The organism is Fictibacillus sp. 23RED33 (assembly GCF_015903925.1).
Lineage (GTDB): Bacteria > Bacillota > Bacilli > Bacillales > Fictibacillaceae > Fictibacillus > Fictibacillus phosphorivorans.
Map to the genome: position 1 here is coordinate 1,346,997 of NZ_JACZDX010000001.1, position 23,815 is coordinate 1,370,811.

General features: G+C 38.0%; 19 protein-coding genes and 1 riboswitch. Of the genes, 16 read left to right on the forward strand and 3 right to left on the reverse strand.

Translation table 11 applies throughout. The annotated features are described in order from the left end of the window. Positions 1-13: 13 nt before the first annotated feature. The 7 genes from IHV09_RS22790 to IHV09_RS07050 all read left to right on the forward strand — a co-directional run bounded on the left by IHV09_RS22790 (position 14) and on the right by IHV09_RS07050 (position 9,079). A complete protein-coding gene (locus IHV09_RS22790) occupies positions 14-1,285 on the forward strand; it encodes a M24 family metallopeptidase (protein ID WP_197263937.1) in 1,272 nt (423 codons plus the stop codon). An 85-nt stretch (positions 1,286-1,370) separates the two neighbouring features. Further along, entirely contained in the window at positions 1,371-1,868 is a 498-nt protein-coding gene (locus IHV09_RS07025) for a hypothetical protein (protein ID WP_197263938.1), read from the forward strand. A gap of 164 nt (positions 1,869-2,032) precedes the next feature. Continuing rightward, positions 2,033-3,238, forward strand: coding sequence for a GTP-binding protein (locus tag IHV09_RS07030; protein ID WP_197263939.1), 1,206 nt, complete (start codon positions 2,033-2,035; stop codon positions 3,236-3,238). Between the two features lie 181 nt (positions 3,239-3,419). Then, entirely contained in the window at positions 3,420-4,160 is a 741-nt protein-coding gene (locus tag IHV09_RS07035) for a CBS domain-containing protein (RefSeq protein ID WP_197127920.1), read from the forward strand. Between the two features lie 114 nt (positions 4,161-4,274). Next, complete coding sequence (fdhF, locus tag IHV09_RS07040) at positions 4,275-7,259, forward strand: formate dehydrogenase subunit alpha (protein WP_197263940.1); 2,985 nt, start codon at positions 4,275-4,277, stop codon at positions 7,257-7,259. Further along, entirely contained in the window at positions 7,252-7,797 is a 546-nt protein-coding gene (locus IHV09_RS07045) for a DUF1641 domain-containing protein (protein WP_197263941.1), read from the forward strand. Before fdhF ends, IHV09_RS07045 begins: the two co-directional genes overlap by 8 nt. 22 nt (positions 7,798-7,819) lie before the next feature. Next, a complete protein-coding gene (locus IHV09_RS07050) occupies positions 7,820-9,079 on the forward strand; it encodes an L-lactate MFS transporter (RefSeq protein WP_197263942.1) in 1,260 nt (419 codons plus the stop codon). 120 nt (positions 9,080-9,199) lie between these two features. Here the strand turns inward: IHV09_RS07050 and IHV09_RS07055 are convergent, their stop codons facing one another. Further along, entirely contained in the window at positions 9,200-10,102 is a 903-nt protein-coding gene (locus tag IHV09_RS07055) for a LysR family transcriptional regulator (protein ID WP_197127924.1), read from the reverse strand. Between the two features lie 139 nt (positions 10,103-10,241). Between IHV09_RS07055 and gltB the strand changes: the two genes are divergently transcribed. The 7 genes from gltB (at position 10,242) to IHV09_RS07090 (ending at position 21,198) form a co-directional block, all read left to right on the forward strand. Continuing rightward, positions 10,242-14,798, forward strand: a complete 4,557-nt coding sequence (gene gltB / locus IHV09_RS07060; RefSeq protein WP_197263943.1) for a glutamate synthase large subunit — start codon at positions 10,242-10,244, stop codon at positions 14,796-14,798. 25 nt (positions 14,799-14,823) lie between these two features. After that, on the forward strand, positions 14,824-16,302 hold the full coding sequence (locus IHV09_RS07065; RefSeq protein ID WP_197263944.1) for a glutamate synthase subunit beta: 1,479 nt from the start codon (positions 14,824-14,826) through the stop codon (positions 16,300-16,302). A 105-nt stretch (positions 16,303-16,407) separates the two neighbouring features. Continuing rightward, positions 16,408-17,337, forward strand: a complete 930-nt coding sequence (locus tag IHV09_RS07070; protein ID WP_197191037.1) for a manganese-dependent inorganic pyrophosphatase — start codon at positions 16,408-16,410, stop codon at positions 17,335-17,337. A 134-nt stretch (positions 17,338-17,471) separates the two neighbouring features. After that, a riboswitch (TPP riboswitch) is annotated at positions 17,472-17,579 on the forward strand. A gap of 85 nt (positions 17,580-17,664) precedes the next feature. Beyond that, positions 17,665-18,369: a thiaminase II gene (gene tenA / locus IHV09_RS07075; RefSeq protein ID WP_197263945.1), complete on the forward strand. Its 705-nt coding sequence runs from the start codon at positions 17,665-17,667 to the stop codon at positions 18,367-18,369. 1 nt (position 18,370) lies between these two features. Then, a complete protein-coding gene (locus tag IHV09_RS07080; protein ID WP_197127928.1) occupies positions 18,371-18,952 on the forward strand; it encodes an ECF transporter S component in 582 nt (193 codons plus the stop codon). A gap of 13 nt (positions 18,953-18,965) precedes the next feature. Beyond that, positions 18,966-20,417: an ABC transporter ATP-binding protein gene (locus tag IHV09_RS07085; RefSeq protein ID WP_197263946.1), complete on the forward strand. Its 1,452-nt coding sequence runs from the start codon at positions 18,966-18,968 to the stop codon at positions 20,415-20,417. Next, entirely contained in the window at positions 20,401-21,198 is a 798-nt protein-coding gene (locus tag IHV09_RS07090; protein ID WP_197263947.1) for an energy-coupling factor transporter transmembrane component T family protein, read from the forward strand. The genes IHV09_RS07085 and IHV09_RS07090 overlap by 17 nt, the downstream gene beginning before the upstream one ends. 29 nt (positions 21,199-21,227) lie before the next feature. On the opposite strand, the gene IHV09_RS07095 is transcribed toward IHV09_RS07090, so the two are convergent. Continuing rightward, positions 21,228-21,527, reverse strand: coding sequence for a hypothetical protein (locus IHV09_RS07095; protein ID WP_197127931.1), 300 nt, complete (start codon positions 21,525-21,527; stop codon positions 21,228-21,230). A 90-nt stretch (positions 21,528-21,617) separates the two neighbouring features. Further along, positions 21,618-22,226, reverse strand: a complete 609-nt coding sequence (locus tag IHV09_RS07100) for a DUF2238 domain-containing protein (protein WP_197263948.1) — start codon at positions 22,224-22,226, stop codon at positions 21,618-21,620. 97 nt (positions 22,227-22,323) lie between these two features. On the opposite strand from IHV09_RS07100, the gene IHV09_RS07105 reads away from it, so the two are divergent. Both IHV09_RS07105 and IHV09_RS07110 read left to right on the forward strand, forming a co-directional pair. Beyond that, positions 22,324-23,199 (forward strand): chemotaxis protein, encoded by an 876-nt coding sequence (locus IHV09_RS07105; protein ID WP_197263949.1) that lies wholly within the window; start codon positions 22,324-22,326, stop codon positions 23,197-23,199. A gap of 42 nt (positions 23,200-23,241) precedes the next feature. Beyond that, positions 23,242-23,808 carry a DUF6944 family repetitive protein gene (locus tag IHV09_RS07110; protein ID WP_197191034.1) on the forward strand — a complete coding sequence of 189 codons (567 nt, stop codon included), beginning with the start codon at positions 23,242-23,244 and terminating at the stop codon, positions 23,806-23,808. The last annotated feature ends 7 nt before the right edge of the window (positions 23,809-23,815 follow it).

The following is a 23,815-nucleotide window of genomic DNA, read 5'->3' on the forward strand; positions in this document are numbered from 1 at the left end:
AGGAGAGATTAATGTGACATTACATACAGAACAAAATGCAAATCAAATTCTATCATTATCAGAACAAGAAAAGATTATGGATCAGTGGCTTTTTGAAAGGCTAGAGCATTTATTGCCTTTTTTAATGAAGAAGCATAACGTTGATATGTGGGTAACAATCGGCAAAGAATACAAGGAAGATCCACTAGGGAAGACTTTCTTTCCATCTGCGATCGATAGTTCAAGAAGACTAACCATACTAGCATTTGTTAAGGATATCCATTCTGACGAAATTAAACGGTTTGTTATCTCTTCAAACAAAAACTTCGAACCTTATTACTCATGCTTCCCACTGAGAGATAGTGAAGACTCTTTTACCGGTTTAAAACGATTGGTTGATAAATACGACCCTGAATCCATAGCAATTAATACTTCATTGCATTATGCTTTTTGTGATGGATTAAGTAACTCAAATTATGAGGAATTAGTGAAAGTCTTAGGGAAGCGACATAAAGAAAAACTGATGTCATCTGAATCCATTGCAATTGACTGGTTTCAAACAAGGACAGAGTCTGAACTTAATTCGTATAAAACATTAGAAGGCATAACAAAAGAAATTGTGAAACAAACGTTTACGAACGAACTAATCAAACCTCATGTAACCTCAACAAAGGAAATAGTTGGGTGGATCAGACAATACGTTAGAGACTTAGGGTTGAAAACATCCTTCTATCCTACTGTAGATATTCAAAGAAAAGATGGATCTTCAGACAGATTGGAAGACGTTATACGTCCAGGCGATATTCTACATCTTGACTTTGGCATTGAATATCTAGGTCTTTGCACAGATACACAACAATTAGCTTATGTTCTTACAGATAACGAAAAAGAACCTCCTGCAGGGCTAATAAACGCATTAAGTGAGGCGAACAAATTTGAAGATTTTTTCTTTGAAGAAAGTAAAGTAGGAATGACGGGTAATGAAGTTTTTTTAAGTGTACTAAAAAAAGCAAAACTAAATCATATGGACGCCATGCTTTATTCACATCCGATCGGCTATCATTGTCATGGAGCAGGACCGATTATCGGACTGTATGATAAACAAGAATATATTCCTGTTCGGGGAGAGCTAAGGATTGAGAATAACACATGCTATGCACTAGAATTTAACATTAGACATTTCATACCTGAATGGAACAAAGCTGTTCCAATCTATCTAGAAGAGACGGTTTGTTTTATAGAAGGAAAAATGCAATTTTTTACAGGCAGGCAAACAGAATTTTATTTAATCGAGCCTAAGTGGTAATAAAATACATTTGAAATATCTATTCACCTCTAGTACAATGAGAAACTGTGTGTTTCAGCTTGTTGTAGGGGAGAGATTAGATTAAATGCTATTGCTTGGACAAGAACAAGACAAAGAAACAAAACTCGATCGCAACGAACTCGAGTTACAATTATTGCGTATGCAGAACGATATGAAGCAAATTGCTAAAAGTTATGATGTGATCGGTGTGGATCAAACAAAGGACGATAACCTTGTGATCGTATATAAATCTGAACAATTGGATCAATGTAAAATTATGATTAATGACTGTGAATCAAGGTATGATGGATGGGACTTTTCAATTGATGCAGTTTATGAAGATGAAAACACTCTGCATATTGGTGATATTAAAGGACCTGCTAACAAAGGTTACGGCTCAATCTGTATGCATTATTTGAAAGAGACGGCATTAGATAAGAATATTCCAACAATCAAAGGCGATATTGCAAAAAGAGATTGGGGACATGTAGAGCGGCTTATCCATTTTTATGAGAAGCATAATTTTGCTATTGAACTTGATCCAGAAAACAAATGCGGAAAAATTGAATGGAATGATTTTTAAGAAAAAGACGTGTATCGTAGTGAACACACGTCTTTTTTTTGTGTGCTTTTTTATTCATAAACATGAGAAAAATAAGAACGTAAGCATTTAAGCCTTGACTTGTTTTGTAACCTGATTTACGATATTAATCGTAATCATTACGATTTAAAAGGAGTTTTTAATACATGTTACATACACTGACAAAACGAGTTCCAGTCACCGTGTTGAGTGGATTTTTAGGAGCAGGTAAAACTACATTAATGAACCATGTCTTATCAAATAGAGACGGATTAAAAGTTGCTGTTATCGTTAATGACATGAGTGAGATCAATATTGATGCTGCATTGATAAAAAATGAGACGCAGTTATCTAGAACAGAAGAAAAACTCGTAGAGATGACAAATGGCTGTATTTGCTGCACCCTAAGAGAGGATCTACTGATAGAAGTAGAAAGAATCGTAAAAAACGGTGAAATTGATTATATTCTCATAGAATCAACTGGTATAAGTGAGCCGATTCCAGTAGCACAAACTTTCACTTATCTAGATGAAGAATCAGGTGTAGATCTTGCTTCTTTATGCAAGTTAGATACGATGGTAACAGTAGTTGATGGAAATCGATTCTGGAACGATTTTGCATCCGGAGAAAGCTTATGGGATCGACAAGCAGCATTAGATGAGACCGATACGAGAGAAGTGGTAGATCTGATAATTGATCAGATAGAATTTTGTGATGTTTTAGTTTTAAATAAGTGTGATCTATTGGAGAAAGAGGACCGAGAAGAACTCAAAAGAGTATTGAAAAAATTACAACCACAAGCAAAACTAATTGAAACAGAATTCGGTAAAATAGATCCGAAAGACATTCTATCTACAGGTCTTTTTGATTTCGAGAAGGCAAGTGAATCAGCAGGATGGATGAAAGAGCTTGAAACAGAGCATATTCCAGAAACAGATGAGTACGGTATCTCTTCTTTTGTATACCGAAAGAAAAGACCTTTTCACCCAGCAAGACTTTTTACTTTTTTAGAGAATTGGCCAGCTGAAATTGTTCGAGCAAAAGGATTTATTTGGGTAGCCTCTCGAAACGATTGGGCAATTTTGTTAAGTCAAGCAGGTACGAGTATTATCTTCCAGCCAGCAGGTCAATGGGTGGCAGCACTGAAGAAAGAAGAACAAGAAGAAATAGTAGAAGAAGAAAAGAGTCATAATCCAAACTGGGATGAAGAATATGGTGATCGAATTACTGAACTAGTGTTTATAGGAATTGATTATAACAAAGAACAACTGTTAGAACAGTTAGATCATTGCTTATTAACTGACTCTGAAATGAATAACGAAGATTGGGGTGAGTTTAACGACCCGTTACCTCGTTTTCCTGAAAGTGAATAATATTAACAAACGAATCCATTCTGGGTTCGTTTTTATTCTGCTCAAAACTATTTAAAGGATTAACAAAATGTTAGCATGAGCACTCTCCATAACTTTACATATTCACTAGAAATTTTAGTTTCAAGTAGTTAAAAAATTGGGTAGTAAAATGGTATTGATAGATAGAAGGAGAGATCGATCTATGAACGTAACTCATATAAAATCTAATACAGAAAATAGTCTTTCAGAACGCTTTGAGATCGCCTTTAACCAGATACACAAATGTTTAATCGACAAAGTTAAAGATACGAAAGATGATCGGTTTAAAAACCTGGTGGAAACAGGAATGAAAAAGCATTCTCTTATCAGATCTTTTTATAATGAGCTGGGTCAGTTCGCGAAGCTTAGAAATGCTATAGTCCATGAAAAAGTTGATCATGATTTTTACATTGCTGAACCTCATTTAGAGATCGTAGAGAGAATCGAAAAAATAGCAGGTTATTTTATGAAACCTGAAACAGCGCTGAACATTGCAACAAAAAAGGTCCATCATTTTAAAGAAAGTGACCGTCTTGAAGATGTTTTAAGCTGTATTAGAAAAACATCGTATTCACGTTTTCCTATTTATAATGAAAAAGGAGAGTACCTTTGGCTTTTAACGGCTACATACTTATTGAATTGGTTAACTGACCGGCTTGCCGATCAAGTAATCGATCTAAACAATGCAAGAATATCAGATATTGCAGACAATGAGCAAAAACAGCTGGTTGCTTTTATTTCTAAAACTTCTAGTATATTTAAAGCTGAAGAGATTTTTGAAAGCATCCATAAGGAAGGGAAAAAGCTTGAGGCAATCATTATTACTTTAAATGGAAGTGAGAATGAAAAGCCATTAGGGATTTTTACTTCTTATGATCTTATTGAGATTGATTTAGATGACTAAACAAGGAGGCACTCATAAAGAGTGTCTCTTTATCTGTCAAGGAATGAAAAAAAGCATTTGTTTAAGGATATAACGATTAGGGAAACGGATGTTTGAGATATCAGAATATTTTGTATGTTTATCTTAGGAAAGGGTGATGGTCATTTGAAAGATTTTACGATTAAAATAAACGGAACAAAAAGAAGTGCTAGTAGTGGAGAAACCGTATTAAATCTGCTAGATGGATCTCCAGATCAAATCCCTCATGTTTGTTATCATCCGAGCCTAGGACCAATTGAAACCTGTGATACATGTATCGTTAAAGTGAATGGTGAGTTTGTTAGAGCGTGTTCCACGACAGTTAATAACGGAGATGACATTGATACAAATTCTGATGAGGTAAGAGAAGCTCAAGTGATCGGAATGGATAGAATTCTTTTTAATCATGAGTTATATTGTACAGTTTGTGATTATAACAATGGCGGTTGTGAAGTACATAACACGGTTAAAGAAATGAAGATCAACCACCAGAGCATTCCTTTTGAACATAAGCCATATGAAGTAGATAACTCAAACCCATTTTATAGGTACGATCCTGATCAATGCATATTGTGCGGGCGATGTGTAGAAGCTTGTCAAGATGTACAAGTAACAGAGACACTCACAATAGATTGGGAACGAGAGCGGCCAAGAGTCATTTGGGACAAAGATGTACCAATCAATGAATCTTCATGTGTATCATGTGGTCACTGCTCTACAGTTTGCCCATGTAATGCCATGATGGAAAAAGGCATGGAGGGTGAAACGGGTTATATGACGGGAATTAATCGAGAGACACTCCGTCCGATGATTGAGATCACAAAAGGCGTTGAGACGGGTTATGGATCCATACTGGCTATCTCCGATATGGAAGCTGCGATGAGAGAACAAAGAATAAAGAAAACAAAAACTGTTTGCACTTACTGCGGCGTGGGATGCAGTTTTGATGTGTGGACAAAAGGAAGAGAAATATTAAAAGTAGATCCACAGATTGATGCACCAGCAAACGGGATATCCACGTGTATTAAAGGAAAATTTGGTTGGGATTTCGTTAACAGTGAAGAACGATTGACCAAACCTTTAATTCGTGAAGGTGATGTGTTTAGGGAAGCCACTTGGGACGAAGCGTATAACTTAATCGCTTCTAAATTTACTGAGATTAAGGATAAGAATGGCGCGCAAGCATTAACGTTTATTAGTTCATCTAAATGTACGAATGAAGAATCCTATTTGATGCAAAAGTTGGCACGTAGTGTTATAGGAACAAATAATATCGATAACTGTTCGCGTTATTGTCAGACTCCTGCCACTATGGGACTATTTCGAACTGTAGGTCATGGTGGGGATTCGGGGTCTATTAAGGATATTGAAAAGTCAGAGCTTGTTATCGTGATCGGCTCGAACACATCAGAATCTCATCCCGTCTTGGCGACGCGTGTTAAGCGATCACATAAACTACACAGCAAAAAACTAATCGTTGCTGACCTTCGGAAGCATGAGATAGCTGAGCGTGCTGACCTATTTATTCAGCCAAAGGCTGGTTCGGATCTCGTGTGGCTCTCTGCCGTTACGAAGTATATTTTGGATGAAGGATTAGCAGATCATGATTTTTTGCAAAACCATGTGAATGGATTAGATGAGTTTAGAGAAAACCTTGAAAAATTCACATTAAAATATGCAGAAAGAGTAACAGGACTTTCTGGAGATATCCTTATCCAGTTAGCGAAAACCATTTCAGAATCAAAAAGTGTTTGTGTTCTCTGGGCAATGGGAGTTACTCAACATACGGGTGGAAGTGATACGAGTACCGCCATATCCAATTTACTTTTAGTAACAGGAAACTATGGACGAGAAGGTGTAGGCTCTTATCCATTACGGGGACATAACAATGTTCAAGGAGCCAGTGACTTCGGTAGCATGCCAGATCGTTTTCCATCATATGAGAAAGTGGCAGACATCAAGGTAAGAGAAAAGTATGAGAATGCGTGGGGTGTAAAGATTCCAGAAGATCCTGGTCTTAATAATCATGAAATGGTACAAGGCATCCATGATGGCCATGTAAAAGCGATGTATTTAAAGGGAGAAGACATGGGAATCGTTGACTCAAACATAAACCATGTTCATGCTGCTTATGAGAAACTAGATTTTTTTGTGGTTCAAGATTTATTTCTTACAAGAACTGCTCAGTTTGCTGACGTTGTTCTCCCAGCAAGTCCAAGTCTCGAAAAAGAAGGTACTTTTACAAACACGGAGAGAAGAATACAACGATTGTATCAGGTGCTAGAGCCACTTGGAGATTCTAAACCAGATTGGGAGATAATCCGTGATATTGCAAATCGACTTGGAGCTGGATGGGATTACAAACATCCGAGTGACATTATGGAAGAAGCTGCTCAACTAGCGCCGCTATTTGCCGGAGTATCCTATGAAAGATTAGAAGGGTACAAAAGCCTTCAATGGCCAGTGGCTGAGGACGGAACAGATACACCTATTCTTTTCAAAGATGGATTTCCGTTTGAAGATAAGAAAGCGCGACTTTTTCCAGTAAATTGGACAGAACCAGTAGAATTTGGTGAAGAATATGATATTCATGTTAACAATGGACGCCTTTTAGAACATTTTCATGAGGGAAATATGACATATCAGTCAGAAGGCATTACATCCAAGACGCCTAACACTTTTCTTGAGATCTCACCTGAACTAGCTGAAGATCGAGGAATAAAGGATGGGACACTAGTAAGATTATCTTCACCGTATGGAAATGTAAAAGTGCATTGTTTAATAACGGATCGTGTTAAAGGTAAAGAAGTATATCTTCCTATGAACGATAGCGGAGAAGCGGCTATTAATCTACTTACGAGCAGTTATTCAGATAAAGATACAGATACACCCGCATACAAAGAGACAAGTGCAAAACTTGAGATCTTGATGGAAGAGGGTGTGAATCCGTTGCCAAAAACAAATTTCAGGTATGGAAACCCACAACCTCAAGTAGGAGTTAACCTAGAGAAGAAATGGGCAAGAAAGGATTATATTTTCCCAGGCGATGCTGTGAAAAAGGAGAGAAACCAACATGGCTAAAGCGATTAAAAACGTTCAAAAACAAACGATAACAGCTGAAGAGAAACGTTCTAATGACCTCCGAGAAGTAGAAGATGCTCTTATTCAGAACAAGACCGCGATTCTGCAAACACTAGAGATCATGAACCATATGAACGAAAAAGGAATTCTCCCTCTTTTAAATGGTTTGTTCGGACAAGGTGATAAGGTGATGGATATTGCTGTGAAAGCGATGGACAAGCCTGAGAACACAAACACACTAAAGAATCTTCTCTTGCTCTTAGGAACTTTAGGTATGATCAATGTAAAGCAGCTTGAACCTTTCCTATTAAAAATTGATGCAGGGATTGCCCGAGTGGCTGAATACAAAGATACGGATGAAAAAACAAGCTACTTCGATTTAGTACGTTCCCTAAAAGATCCAGAGATCAACAAAGCAGTTACCATTCTCATGCAGTTCTTAAAAGGCATGGGCCAAGAAACAGAACACTATGAAAAAACAACAGGAGACACACCTGAAAAACGAGTGAATCAGAGCAAGGAGAAAACCTTAGAATAAAACGTGTAGAGGAGTAGAACGGATGGCTAAAAAAGTAAAAAACCGTTGGTTGATTGCTGCAGCTGCTGTAGGTATTCACATATCGATCGGGTCTGTCTATTCATGGAGTGTATTCACAAATCCACTCCGAGAAAAACACAATTGGGGGCTAAGTGAAATCTCTTTAACATTTAGTATCGCAATCTTGTTTCTAGGATTATCAGCTGCTTTTATGGGGCATTTTGTTGAACGGCATGGACCTCGTAAATCTGGTATCATAGCCTCAGTTTGTTTTGGTGCCGGTCTATTAGGTTCAGGCTTTTCTGATCAAATAAATTCGATTTATCTGCTCTACTTTTTTTACGGTGCCTTAGGTGGGATAGGACTTGGCATTGGCTATATTACACCTGTCTCTTCACTTGTAAAATGGTTTCCTGATCGGAGAGGATTAGCAACAGGTCTTGCGATTATGGGGTTTGGTTTTGCATCACTTATTGCTAGTCCTGTTATCGCAAGGCTGATATCAGGTATAGGAATTTCGAATACCTTCTACTTATTAGGTGCTGTTTATTTTACAATCATGTTTCTTTCTTCATTATATCTTACACCCCCTCCAAAAGATTGGCAGCCACAAGGCATGAACGAAAATAGTAAGAAAGAAGAAAGTAACTCAAAAGATCTTGCGCAGTTAACTGCTAATGAAGCGGTTAAGACGATTCGTTTTTGGGCTTTATGGGGAATGTTATTCATAAATGTTACATGTGGTATCGCCATTATTTCTGTAGCATCTCCAATGGCACAAGATATTGCAAATCTAAGTGCTGCCTCAGCAGCCACGATGGTTGGAATCATGGGGTTGTTTAACGGTTTTGGCAGAATTGGTTGGGCGTCGATTTCAGATTATATCGGTCGCCCGAACGTTTACACCACGTTTTTCTTGATACAAACGGTAGCGTTCGTTCTTTTACCGAATGTTACGAATGCCTTTTTATTTCAGTTACTTCTATATTTAATCCTTACCTGTTATGGTGGAGGTTTTGCTTCCATACCAGCATATATTGGTGATCTGTTTGGCACGAAGCAGCTTGGGGCCATTCATGGCTATATTTTAACCGCATGGGCAGCGGCAGGACTAGTAGGTCCTTTAGTTGTTTCGTGGATACGTGAATCTACTAACAGTTATTCCTTGACTCTGTATATCTTTACAGGTGCCTTTGTTGTAGCGCTTGCCATCTCGCTGCTAATTCGCATCAACATTCGAAACATTAGAAAAGAAAACAGTCAATCTCATGTAGCTAGTTGATGTTAAAAGAATAAGATTTAGAAAAAGCTTGGCACTTTTTTGCCAAGCTTTTTGTGATAACTTTTTTATTTATTAAGAGAAACTAAGCTCTAATTCTCAACTTCTAGATATAGCATAAATCTATTGATATTGCTCTAAAACAGAGAAGAACTTAATCACAAATTCAAAGAACACTTGTTCAGCAGGAGCTAGTTCACGACTGCGAGGCGTAATGATTCCCACCGTGCGTTTTACATCTGGTATGTCAATCGGTATCTTCACTGTATAACGTGGTTTCGTTTCATAAAAGGAACTATCGGGTAAAAGGGTAACACCCATACCAGCTGTAACTAGCCCTTTTATCGCATCTAGATCTTCACCCTCACATGCGATCTTAGGAACGAAGCCTGATTCTTTGCAAGCATTAACTACTACATCTCGTAAAATATACCCATCCGGAAATAGAACAAATTCATCATTTCGTAAATCGCTCAATAATAAACTTCGTTTTTCGGCTAAAAGGTGCTGTTCGGGTAATAGTGCTGATATTCTTTCTGTAAAAAGAATATGTCCTTCCAAATCAGGATCGTTTGTAGGTACTGGTCCTAAAAAAGCGAGATCAATATCACCGCTCTTAACACTTTCTGTAAGAAATCTGTAAGACCCTTGCCTTAAATGGAAGGCGATATTGGGATGTTCCCGTTTAAAGGCTGAAACGACTGTTGGCAGAAGGTGTCCTGCAAGACTAGTAGGGAATCCAATCTTAATCGTCCCTCTTTCGGGATCTAAGTACTCATCAATTTGTTTTTTTGCATGGTCTATCGCTTTCATTGCAGTTTTTGCATGAATTAAGAATAACTTCCCAACAGGAGAGAGTTTAATATTTCGACCTTCTCTTTCAAACAACTCTACGCCTAATTCGGATTCTAAATTTGCGATCTGTCGACTTACTGCAGATTGCGCAACATGCAAAGCAATCGCTGCTTCCGAAACATGTTCTCGTTCTGCAACTTCAATAAAATACTGTAATTGTCTGATTTCCATGCCTTGTCACAACCAATCATTCTCAATTTGAGATCGTTTTAATCTAAATTATATATTGTTTCGATTAATTATAAAACCTAAACTAAATGAAAGAAAGTTTCGAATATTTCAAGTTGAAAAACTTAAGGGGGAGTTCAAAATGACCTTTAGTCAATTTCCAGAACCACAAGGTTTATATAATCCGAAGAACGAACATGACGCTTGTGGAATTGGTCTATATGCTAATTTAAAAGGGCATGCTACCCATGAAATTGTTGAAAAAGGACTTCATATGCTATGCCAGCTTGACCACCGTGGAGGACAAGGAAGTGATCCTTTAACGGGAGATGGAGCCGGCTTAATGACAAAGATACCGCATGATTTTTTTACAAAGGTTACTGACTTTGATCTTCCTGAAAAAGGACGGTATGGTGTAGGGATGATCTTTTTCCCTAACGATATAGCAGCACAACAGAAATTAGAAAATCAAATCAACCATTTTATTAATCAAGAAGGCCAAAAACTTTTAGGCTGGAGAACAGTACCTGTAAATGTTGAAACGATCGGAAAAAAGGCTCAAGAAACTTGCCCTTTAATTAAACAAGTTTTTGTCGCTTGTAATGATACTTATTCTGAAGATTTAGCTTTTGAAAGAAAATTATTTGTGATAAGAAAACAAGCAGAGCATTGGGCAAGAGAAGAAGGACTTCAAACGTATTTTGCAAGTTTATCTTCACAAACCATCGTTTATAAGGGGCTTTTAACACCTGAACAAGTAGATGCCTTTTATTACGATCTACAAGATACGGATTTTGTGTCTCCATTCGCTTTAGTGCATTCCCGTTTTAGCACAAATACGTTTCCGACGTGGGAACGTGCTCATCCGAATCGATACATTATCCATAACGGAGAAATCAACACCCTACAAGGCAACATGAACTGGATGAAGGCACGAGAGAAACAATTTGTTTCAGAAGCATTTGGGGAAGATATCGAAAAACTGCTTCCTATTCTTGATGCAGATGGCAGTGATTCTTCGATCCTTGATCAAGCCTTTGAATTTTTTGTACTGGCTGGGAGAAAACCTTCACATACGGCGATGATGCTTATCCCAGAACCATGGAGTGAGAACCCTCATCTAGAAGAAGAGAGAAAAGCTTTTTATGAGTATCATAGTTGTTTGATGGAGCCATGGGATGGACCGACAGCAATCTCGTTTACAGACGGTAAACAAATTGGCGCGATACTCGATCGAAATGGTCTTCGTCCAGCGAGGTATTATGTAACGAAGGATGATTATATTATCTTCTCTTCTGAGGTTGGAGTTATTGATGTTGAAGAAGAGAATGTTCTTTATAAAGAGCGACTAAGTCCTGGTAGAATGCTTTTGATTGATCTCGAAGAAGGACGTATCATCACGGACAATGAGATCAAAACAGAAATGGCGAGTAAGGAACCATACGAACTATGGCTTACAAATGGGCTTCATCACCTAGATCAAGATAGCGAAGAGACGGAGATCATAGTAGAAAATGTAAGAAGGAAGCAAAGAGCTTTTGGATATACGTATGAAGATATTCATAAATATTTAATTCCTGTCATTACTGAAGGAAAAGATCCGATCGGTTCTATGGGTAATGATACACCTTTAGCAGTTCTGTCCGATAATCCTCAATCACTATTCAATTATTTCAAGCAGCTCTTTGCGCAAGTTACGAATCCGCCGATCGATGCTATTCGTGAGAAGATTGTTACTTCAACGATGACGCTGCTTGGGGCTGAAGGAAATCTCTTACATCCAGGACCGCAGAATGCTAAAAGAATTCAATTGAATTCTCCTGTGTTAACAACGAATGAGTTTAATCAAATTACAGACAACATGATTTATGAATTCAAAACAACTGTTCTACAGACTTTATTTTCGGAAGATTTGGAACTCGGTTTAATAAACTTGTTTAAAAGTGCAGAAGAAGCGATACAAGATGGAGCAACTTTATTAGTTTTGTCAGACAGAGAAATGAGTGAATCTTCTATTCCGATTCCTGTCTTACTTGCTGTTAGTTCTCTACATCATCATCTCGTAAAAGAAGGATTGCGCACCAAAGTAAGTTTGGTGGTTGAATCAGGTGAAGTTAGAGAAGTTCATCATTTTGCAGCGCTCATTGGATACGGTGCAGATGCTATCTATCCATATTTAACTTATAAAACATTTGAAGAAGCGATTCTTGATGAACATATTAAACTTTCGTTATCAGAGACAGTCAAAACCTATAAACAAGGAATAACAGATGGCATCGTTAAAGTGATGTCAAAAATGGGTATTTCAACCGTTCAAAGCTATAGAGGCGCTCAAATTTTTGAAGCAGTCGGAATCGGCAAAGAAGTGATCGATCGATATTTTCCAGCTACGGCTTCTCAAATCGATGGAATCACATTAGCTGAGATTGAAAAAGAAGCTACCCTTAGACATCAACAAGGATTTAAAGAGACCATTGATGACACTTTAGATTCAGGTAGTGACTTTCAATGGAGAAATACTGGTGAACATCATGCTTTTAATCCAAAAACGATTCATACCCTTCAATGGGCTTGTCGGAAGAATGATTATTCACTTTTTAAGACGTTTTCAAAATTGGCAGATGACGAGAGAACAACTTTCTTAAGAAACTTATTCTCATTTGCTCCTGAAACAAAATCTATACCACTCCATGAAGTTGAACCTGTAGAAGAGATTGTAAAGCGCTTCAAAACTGGTGCTATGTCTTTCGGTTCTCTCAGTCAAGAAGCACATGAGTCTCTTGCTATAGCAATGAACCGTCTAGGCGGAAAAAGCAATAGTGGTGAAGGCGGAGAAGATCCAGCGCGTTTTGTTCCAGATGAACTTGGCAATAACCGAAGAAGCAGCATTAAACAAGTTGCTTCAGGTAGATTTGGTGTAAAAAGCCACTATCTTGTAAATGCAGATGAACTGCAGATCAAGATGGCACAAGGAGCTAAACCAGGTGAAGGTGGACAGTTGCCTGGCAATAAAGTCTATCCTTGGGTAGCAGATGTTCGTGGATCAACGCCAGGAGTAGGTCTGATCTCCCCGCCGCCACATCATGATATCTATTCGATCGAGGATATGGCCCAATTGATCCATGACCTTAAGAACGCTAATCGCGAAGCAAGAATTAGTGTTAAGCTTGTGGCGAAATCCGGTGTTGGAACGATAGCTGCCGGTGTTGCAAAAGGCGCAGCTGATGTAATCGTTATCAGTGGTTATGACGGTGGAACTGGAGCTTCACCGAAGACAAGTATCAAACATACTGGACTTCCTTGGGAGTTAGGACTTGCTGAAACACATCAAACGTTGATGCTTAATGGACTTCGAGAACGTGTAACCCTCGAGACAGACGGGAAGCTGATGACAGGTAAAGATGTTGTGCTTGCTGCATTGTTAGGCGCTGAGGAATATGGTTTTGCTACAGCACCACTCGTTGTATTAGGTTGTATCATGATGCGTGCTTGCCATCTTGATACATGTCCAGTAGGTGTAGCTACACAGAATCCTGAATTAAGAAAAAAATATATGGGTGACCCTGATCATGTTGTCAATTACATGAGATTCGTGGCTGAAGAAATTCGTGAGATCATGGCTGAACTCGGTTTCCGTACGATGGAAGAAATGGTCGGGCGCACTGACGTTTTAACAGTTGGAGATCGTGCGAAAAATCACTGGAAAGCGAAGCATCTCGACTTATCAAAGCTTCTTTATCAAGCAGACGGTATTCGTACGAAACAGACTTTTCAAAATCATAAGATTGATCAATCACTCGATATGAATGAGATATTACCGAAACTGCAGTCTGCCTTAGAAACGAAGAAGGCTGTTTCATTCAACCTTCCAATTAAGAACACGAATCGTGTAGCAGGTACGATTGCTGGTAGTGAAATAACGAAACGATTTGGTGAAGAAGGTCTTGCTGAAGATACTGTAACGCTTAACTTTACCGGATCTGCTGGACAAAGCTTTGGAGCATTCGTGCCACGAGGCATGACTCTCTATCTGAACGGTGACAGTAATGACTATTTCGGAAAAGGCTTATCAGGAGGCAAATTGATTGTTGCACCTCCTAAAATGGCTGAATATTTAGCTGATGATAATGTCATCTTAGGAAATGTTGCTTTTTATGGAGCAACGAGTGGTGAAGCTTACATTAACGGCTTAGCTGGAGAAAGATTTGCAGTTAGAAACAGTGGGGCTAACATTGTTGTCGAAGGAATCGGAGACCATGGCTGTGAATATATGACTGGTGGTCGAGTAGTTGTCCTTGGAGATGTTGGAAAGAATTTTGGAGCAGGTATGAGTGGAGGTATCGCTTATATCTACACACATCAGCCCCTTTTATTAAAACAATTGTGCAACAAAGAAGGTATTGAGTTTGAGAGATTAATGGATTCTGAAGAAACAGAAACAGTCAAGCAGATGATTATTAATCATTTTTCATACACTCAAAGTAAAAAAGCTTCAGCAATCCTTCAAAACTGGAAAGTAGAACAGTCACATTTTGTGAAAATCATTCCACATGATTACAAAGAAATGATTAAGAAAATAGAAGAAGAGAAAATAGCTGGATATTCCGAAGATGAAGCGATTATGAACGCTTTTGAAGCAGGTTCAAGCGCAGCGAAAGCAAGTGGCAGACCTGGACCGACAAAATTAATCCTGAAATAAATTGAGATGAGAGGAGAGATTTTAAATGGGAAAACCAACCGGATTTTTGGAATACCCGAGAGAAGAAACGATAGAGAGAAAGCCTCTCCAACGTCTTAAAGATTGGAAAGAGTATACAAAAAAACAACCAGAAGATATGTTGAAAAGGCAAGGCGCTAGATGCATGGATTGTGGTACACCTTTTTGTCATATTGGTATCGAGATTAATGGGGCTGCTGCAGGCTGCCCTATTAACAATCTGATACCTGAGTGGAATGATCTGGTTTATCGCGGAAAATGGAAAGAAGCGCTTGACCGTTTAATGAAAACAAACAATTTTCCTGAATTCACAGGACGGGTTTGTCCTGCTCCTTGTGAAGGATCATGTACAGTTGAATTAGCTGGACCTGCTGTAACCATAAAGAACATTGAAAAAGCAATTATTGATAAAGGGTTTGAAAACGGCTGGATCCAACCTAGGATTCCAGAAAGAAGAACAGGAAAAAAAGTCGCTATTGTTGGTTCAGGACCAGCTGGACTTGCTGCTGCTGACCAGCTGAACCAAGCGGGTCATTCTGTTACCGTTTATGAGAGAGCAGACAAAGCCGGCGGATTGTTAACGTATGGAATTCCCAACATGAAGTTGGATAAAGATGTTGTGGAAAGAAGAATCAAATTATTAAGACAAGAGGGTATTGATTTTATTCTTAACACAGAGGTGGGAAAAGATGTTACCTCTGAGGAACTAAAGAATCAATATGATTCTATAATTCTATGTACAGGTGCACAGAAACAAAGAGATTTAACTCTTCAAGGAAGAGAAGCTCATGGTGTTCATTTTGCTATGAACTATTTAACACAAGCAACGAAGAGGCTGTTGAACATCGAAGTTTCTGAACCACTTATTGATGCAGAAGGTAAAAATGTAATCGTAATTGGTGGTGGCGATACTGGTGCTGACTGTGTGGCAACGGCTCTTCGACAAAAGTGTAAGAGTGTAGTTCAATTTGGTAAGCACCCTAAACTTCCTGATGTGCGCAGTGATGCAAACATGTGGCCAGAGCAACCTAACATTTTCACAATGGATTATGCCTATGAAGAAGCTACTGCTCAATACGGACATGATCCAAGAGAGTACTCCGTTCAAACGAAAAAAATCGTATCAGATCATAATGGTCGATTAAAAGAACTTCATACGATTCAGATGAAAAGAACATCAGATGATGCAGGAAATATGGTTTTTGAAGAAATTCCTGGATCTGAAAAAATCTGGCCAGCTGATCTTGTTTTCATCGCGATCGGTTTTGAGGGTACAGAACTGCCAGTCTTAAAAGAATTTGGTGTTGAAGTCAAACATAACAAAGTAGATGCTAAACATGGTGACTATAGAACAAATGTAGATGGAGTATTTGCAGCAGGTGATTCTAGACGTGGTCAAAGTTTAATCGTTTGGGCGATCCAAGAAGGACGTGATTGTGCACGTCAAGTGGATCTATCGTTGATGGGAAGTACGGTTTTGCCTTAATACTTTTTTCCATGCTACAATAAACTCCAAAAGCCAAAAGCTTTTTATCTATGATAAAATAGGGCTTAGGCTAAAACAATTCTTTTATTTATAAGGAGTAGACGCATGGAAAAAGTACTTATTTTTGGACACAAAAATCCAGATACTGACACGATTACATCAGCTCTCGTTTACGCTGACTTGAAAACTAAATTAGGACAAAACGTAGAAGCTATTCGCCTAGGTGAGATCAATGGTGAAACACAATATGCATTAGATTATTTTAAAGCTGAACTTCCGCGTTTAGTTGAACATGTCTCTGCTGAAGCAAACGCGGTAATCTTAGTTGACCATAATGAACGTCAACAAAGTGCAAATGACATTGACAAAGTAAGAGTATTAGAAGTTATTGACCATCATCGTATCGCGAATTTTGAAACAAGCGATCCTTTATACTATCGTGCTGAACCTGTTGGCTGTACAGCTACAATCTTAAACAAGATGTACAAAGAGAAAGGCGTTCAAGTTGAGAAGAACATTGCCGGACTTATGCTTTCTGCCATTATTTCTGACTCATTGTTGTTTAAATCACCTACTTGTACAGAAGAAGATGTTGCCGCAGCACGCGAGCTTGCTGAAATTGCTGGTGTAGATGCGGAAAAGTACGGTCTAGAAATGCTAAAAGCAGGTGCTGACTTAAGTGATAAATCTGTTGAAGAATTGATTTCACTTGATGCTAAAGAATTTAATATTGGTGAAAACAAAATTGAAGTTGCTCAAGTGAATACGGTTGATGCTAGCGATGTATTAAAGCATCAAGAAGACTTGGAATCAGCGATTACGAAAGTGATTGCAGACAAAGGTCTAGACCTGTTTATGTTTGTGGTAACAGATATTTTAACAAATGACTCGACAGCGTTAGCTCTTGGTAAGAGATCACAATCTGTTGAAGAAGCTTATAACGTTAAATTAGAAAACAACACAGCCATCCTTAAAGGTGTTGTTTCTCGTAAAAAACAAATCGTACCTGTTTTAACAGAAGCGATGAGCAAATAAATGAAGATTTTAAAGGGTAATGCCATACTACGGCTTTGCCCTTTTACTTTGTTATACAAAGGTCGTGTTTCTAAAAATAGTTGACAATCTAAAAGAGACTGCTATCATTTAAGACAGAAACCAACTATATAAAAACGAACCACTAGGGGTGCCTTTTATAAGGCTGAGATCAAAGTGCGACTTTGAGACTCTTAGAACCTGATCTGGATTATACCAGCGTAGGGAAGTGGTGTTGCGGAGTCTTTATTCCTGTTTTGAATTCTCCATATACAACCACTTTCTTAGCTGAGAGTGGTTTTTTTGTTGGATAAAACAAGGAGGATTCATATGAACACATTTACTGATATCTTGCGAGAAAGAGCGGCTTCTATTTGGGAAGCGAACCTTCAACATCCATTTGTGAAGGGAATTGCAGATGGTGACCTTTCTTTAGAACGGTTTAGGTACTATGTATTACAAGATTCGTATTATTTATCTCATTTTGCAAGAATACAAGCGATGGGGGCTGCAAGAGCTGAGGATTTGTATACGACTTCTAGAATGGCAGCACATGCACAAGGTACAAATGACGCGGAGTTAGGACTTCATGAGACATTTATGAAACAGCTTGGAGTGACAGAAGAAGAACTAGCTGATTTTGAACCTGCTCCCACTGCTTACCATTATACATCTCACCTTTACCGAGTTGCAGAGTCTGGAAGTTTGGGAGAAATTATCGCAGCCATTCTGCCTTGTTATTGGATCTATCAAGAGATTGGTGAAACATTCAAAGGGGCGACACCACAAGAACCCATCTATCAAGAGTGGATCGCTGCATATGGCGGTGAATGGTTCACAGAACTTGTACAAGAGCAGATTGATAGACTGAATCAATTGGCTGAAAAAGCAAGCGATGTAGAGAGAAATAAGATGATTCAACATTTCTTGATCAGTTGTCAGTATGAGTATTCCTTCTGGGAGATGGCTTATACATTGGAAAAATGGCCGATTCCATTCAGCCTGACCACGTCGACGATCGGGAGTGAAGGGTAGTATGCAAAAGGGGTTAAAGTTAACGGATATCCTTGTAACAATCGTAATCTCTATCGCATTTGGCATACTGTATAAGATTTGGGGACCTCTATATTATGCCGTAAAACCGTTTGGCCTTCACATCGATCAGTTGATATATGGGATGTGGTTCATGGCGGCGACCGTTGCATTCCTAATCATTCGAAAGCCTGGAGTTGCCTTATTGGCTGAAATTGCTGCTTCTTCAGGAGAATTTTTGATGGGATCTGAATTTGGACTTGAAGTGTTACTATACGGACTCATTCAAGGATTGTTTGCAGAATTTATCCTATTCGCATTTCGTTATAAACGATTTGATCTTTTCGTCATCTCACTTGCTGCACTAGGTTCATGTGCAGGATCTTTAATCATGGACTTTTACAAAGGATATATCGGTGATCTTTCAACATGGAATCTAACATTATTTATCGTATTTAGAATAATCGGTTCTATCTTGTTTACAGGATTGTTTGCCGTTTCTATCGCAAAAGCTTTAGAGGCTACAGGTGTGACGAATTTAGTACGATCTTCGTCAAAAAAGGATCATGAAGCGTTAGATCAATAACTGAGGTGGTTGGATGACAAGCGTAACTTCTGTGAGAAATCTGAGATTAAAGTTTCCGGACGAATCAAAATTGCTGTTTAGAGATATGAGTTTGTCTATTAATCGTGGTGAAAAAGTGCTTCTTCTTGGCACCTCTGGATGTGGCAAATCCACATTGTTGCAGGTTCTGTCTGGACTCGTACCACGAACAATTGATATTCCTATGAAATGTGATGAAATACAAATCCCTGATCAATGGGGATTTGTATTTCAAGATCCTGATACTCAGTTCTGTATGCCTTATGTTGATGAAGAATTAGCATTTGTTCTTGAGAACTTGGAAGTGCCTCGAGAAGAGATGTCTAGCAAGATTTGTTCTTTATTAAAAGAGGTTGGTCTTGAGCTTGAGAACATTCATACACCGATTCAACATCTATCTGGTGGAATGAAGCAACGATTAGCGATTGCATCTGTATTAGCACTGAAACCAGATGTAATATTTTTAGATGAACCAACTGCTTTTATTGATGAAAAGGGTACAGAACAAATTTGGGAAACGGTAAAAAGAATATGGAAAGATAAGACGTTGATCATTGTTGAACATAAAATTGAGAAAATCCTAGATTTTGCTGATCGTCTCATTGTATTTACTCCAGATGGAGAAATTCTAGCTGATGGAAACACTTCAATGGTCTTTACTCATTATAAGGAAAAGATCAAAGAGTTTGGAATTTGGTACCCTGGTGCATGGGATGATTATAAACGAGAACCAATCATGAATAACAAGAAAGAACTTTCAAACACCATGAAGTTACAGATTTTCAAAGGATATCGAAACAAAGAAGTTAAGATCGTGGTAGATCACTTAGTGATCCATTCAGGAGAATGGGTCACTATAATGGGTGAAAACGGAGCAGGAAAGAGTTCAATATTATTGGCTCTGATGCAGCTCATAAAAACATCTGGAGACTATTTTATCAATGATGTACCTATTCGAAAAACGAAAGACATCTCTGGACTTCTTTACCTCGTATTTCAGAACCCTGAATATCAATTTTTAACAAATTCAGTTCACGATGAAATAACCTATGGATTAAAAAACGACCAAGAAATTGAATCCGATGTAAAAGAGATACTCTCTTCTCTGGAGTTGACAAGCAAAAAGGAGCAACATCCTTATCAATTATCTGTTGGTCAGAAGAGACGTCTAAGTGTGGCCACTGCTTTTTTACAAAAGCCAAATATTTTACTTCTTGATGAACCAACTTTTGGTCAGGACTCTTTAAACACGTTTAAGATTTTGGAAATGATCGAACAAGAGCGTCAAAAAGGAACGATCATTCTCATGGTCACACATGATCATCATATTACCGAACGTTTTGCAACACGGTTATGGGAGGTACAGAACGGTAGAATTGTAACTAATCTTCAACTCAATAAAGGTGGTAACGTACAGAGGGAGATTCTGCATGAATTCATTATTTAGTGGGAAGTACACTTGGTTACACAGCATAAATCCATCTCTAAAACTACTAACGATATTGGGTCTGTTCATATTAGCCATCAACATTCATTATCTTAACTTTATGGTCGGTTTTTCTTGCGTGATCTTAACATTGTTTATATTCGGTACAGGATATTCTTATAAACAATTACTCTTACTATCTCTGCCCTTTTTGTTTGTTTTTCTTTCAACTTCTTCTTCCATGATTCTATTTGGAAAGGGAGAAACGATCTTGTTTAAATGGGCATATATTCAAATATCAGAGGAGAGTTTGATAAGAGGCATTCATTTAGGATTTAGAGCTTTATCATTTGCGATACTTGGATTGATATTTGCTTTAACTACCAAACCAGTTATGCTGTTTTATTCTCTCATGCAACAACTTAAACTGCCTCCCAAGTTTGCTTATAGTTTTATGGCGGCCATACGATTGATTCCTATCATGATTGAGGAATACCAGATCATTATGAATGCTCAAAGGGTAAGAGGATTAGAACAAAAGAATTATTTTCTAAAAAGAATGCAAAGGCTTGCGATTCCTTTATTATCACAAAGTATTCGCAGAGCTTATCGAATAGCCGTATCAATGGAAGCAAAACGATTTCAATCAAACAGAAAGAGGACCTTCTATTATGAGGTCGGTTTTTCAAGAAATGATCTAATATTCTTATGCTATTTTCTTGTTCTGATAGGAGTCGCCTATCTTTTTTCTAACCATTTTCCATTCCTACCAAATACGGATGTGAGATATTTATCTGATTGAGAGACTGAAACTATATTCCTTCAGTCTCTTTATTTCATTAAGGTGATGTTATCATTTTGTTTCATCAGCACGGTATGTCTGCCTTCTTTAATCTTCAAATATATAGCGTTAGATACACGAAGCTTCTTACCATTCTCAAAAAAAACCATGTAATGTGGTTCTGTTACGAATGAATCTCCGATGCTAATTACTTTATCCGTTCTTTCCTTTTTAACGATGAAACCTCGATACTCACTTATATTAAATTCATCCTTTAAATAACCAGACCATGCAAAGAACAACAGAAATCCCGCAATAAATGTACAAACGGTCGAGCTTACTTTTTGCATTTTCTCACCTCAGTTTTGTTTATGACGAAAGAAGGAAAAATAATAGAAGGGTTTGCATCAAATTGATCTAATACTAATGAAACAATAAAATTACCTTTTTTCTTTTTTAATCAACTTGTTATGCCATGAAGTGAGCAATAGCAATGCGAGGAATGAACCGAGTAGCGTAAGTGTCATGTCCCATTGAGCATCCCAAATATCTCCTTGAGCACCAACAAAGTCTTTTGTTTCACGTTTTGCTATCTTGCCAGCGAGCCATTCAGCAATTTCATAGAGTGCTGCTATTGCCAACGTAATACTTATTGCAATAAATTGGACCCATTTTCCTAAACGCAAAGGTGTATTTAAAAGCAGAATCTCGCGTATAACAATCGCCAACAAACCTTTCATAAAGTGGCCAAAGCGATCATAGTGATTGCGGTTCAAATCATAGTGCTGCTGCAGCCAATCGAAAAAGGGAACGTCATCATAGGTATAATGTCCACCTATGAATGTCAAAATCGATAATAAAGCAATGATGCAATATGTAAGAGAATTGAACCTTAGCTTTTTATAAAGGAAGAAAACGAAGATTATAGCTATAACAGTTGGAGCAACTTCTAGTATCCATATTGGATAATGTGCAGGTTTAATAAGTGACCACAGGAAAAAGAAGAAAACGATGATTAATAGAACCACATGGATTTTGTTAACTTTCATGATCTATCCCTCACAATCTAACATTAGTATTGATATGAAGTTAGAAACGTATTCTTTTGTTGCGTAAAAACAATTTTAAATAAGGATGTGATACATCATGACTAAAAAAATCGCAGTGGCTATTCTTCATGGAATCGGTAATCAAAACGAGGATTTTTCGGATTTATTTATTGAAGTGCTTTCCAAAAGATTCTCTCAACAGATTAAACCTTTTTATGCAACTCCTGAAAAAGAACTGATCATCCAACCTATATACTGGGGAAGTGTCTTTAACGAAAGAGAATCACACTTGTGGCAAAGACTGAATAAAGAAGACAATCTAGATTTTAAGCAGTTAAGACAGTTTGTCATCCACTTTTTTGGTGATGCCATTGCCTACCAGCCTGTAGCCGATCACAATCCGAACTATATTAAAGTACATGAGGTATATGCTAGGGGACTTCGAAAATTAAGTGAAGTGGCTGGTGAAGATGCACCACTCTTTGTCATTGCACATAGTTTAGGTACCGTGATTTCGAGTAATTATTTTTATGATCTACAATTCATTTCTGAAGAAATAGCTGAAGATGTCTTGCGAAACATGGAAAAGACTCCTTTAGAAAAAGGTGAGACTCTAACAAGCTTTTATACATTAGGAAGTCCATTGGCGTTATGGGGTCTCAGATATGCAGATTTCGATAAGCCCATACAAGTTCCATCGCCACATTTAAAGGATCATTACCCTGAGATTCAAGGAAAATGGGTAAATATGTACGATAAAGATGACGTGTTCGGTTATCCTCTGAAAACGATCAATGACTCTTATGATCGAGCAATTGCTGTTGAGAAAGAAATAAATAGCGGCGGCATTATAAGCAGTTCTACACCACTCTCTCACAATAATTACTTTAAAACGAATGAAGTCATCAATGACATTGGTGATGATTTAGCTGAAATATGGAAGCAGTTAAATTTAGCACCTCAGCGAAAATAACGTTTCTTCTCGTCCACGAATACATTAAAAACATCTTATTAAATGGACGGTTGCCGAATGGATAATCAGCAAAAACAACAAATTGGCGGTGTTATACAGGCAATTGGAACAGTCATTTCGGCGATTGCCAACACGCCGATTTCGGTCTTTAGTGATCAGTTTCAGGAAGATCTTGATTTAATAGGAAATGTTCTGCAAGCTACTGGAAATGGTTTAATTGCTGATGGACAAATCCCGTTTACCCTCAAGAGAATCGGAAATGAAGTCCAAGCCATTGGAAATACGACGGTAATCGCAGGTATGGTCTTACCGTTAGAAGATGATACTTCTCAAGTCTTGAATATTAAAGGGAACTTACTTCAAGCATTTGGGGCAGGGATTGTTCTAGGTGTTGAATTCGACAATGAACTAGGCGATTCACCCTCGAATCAGGGGATAACCATTATTTCAAATTTACTTCAAGTTGCTGGAAACTCATTACAGGCATTAGGTGGGAAATTTGAACTTGACCATCCGAATGAAGATAAAAGCTATAGTGAATCCTTAATATTTGCAGGAAGTTGGATCCAGGCTGCCGGTGCCGTGATTTCAGCGTTACCACGTCAGTAAAGGGGAG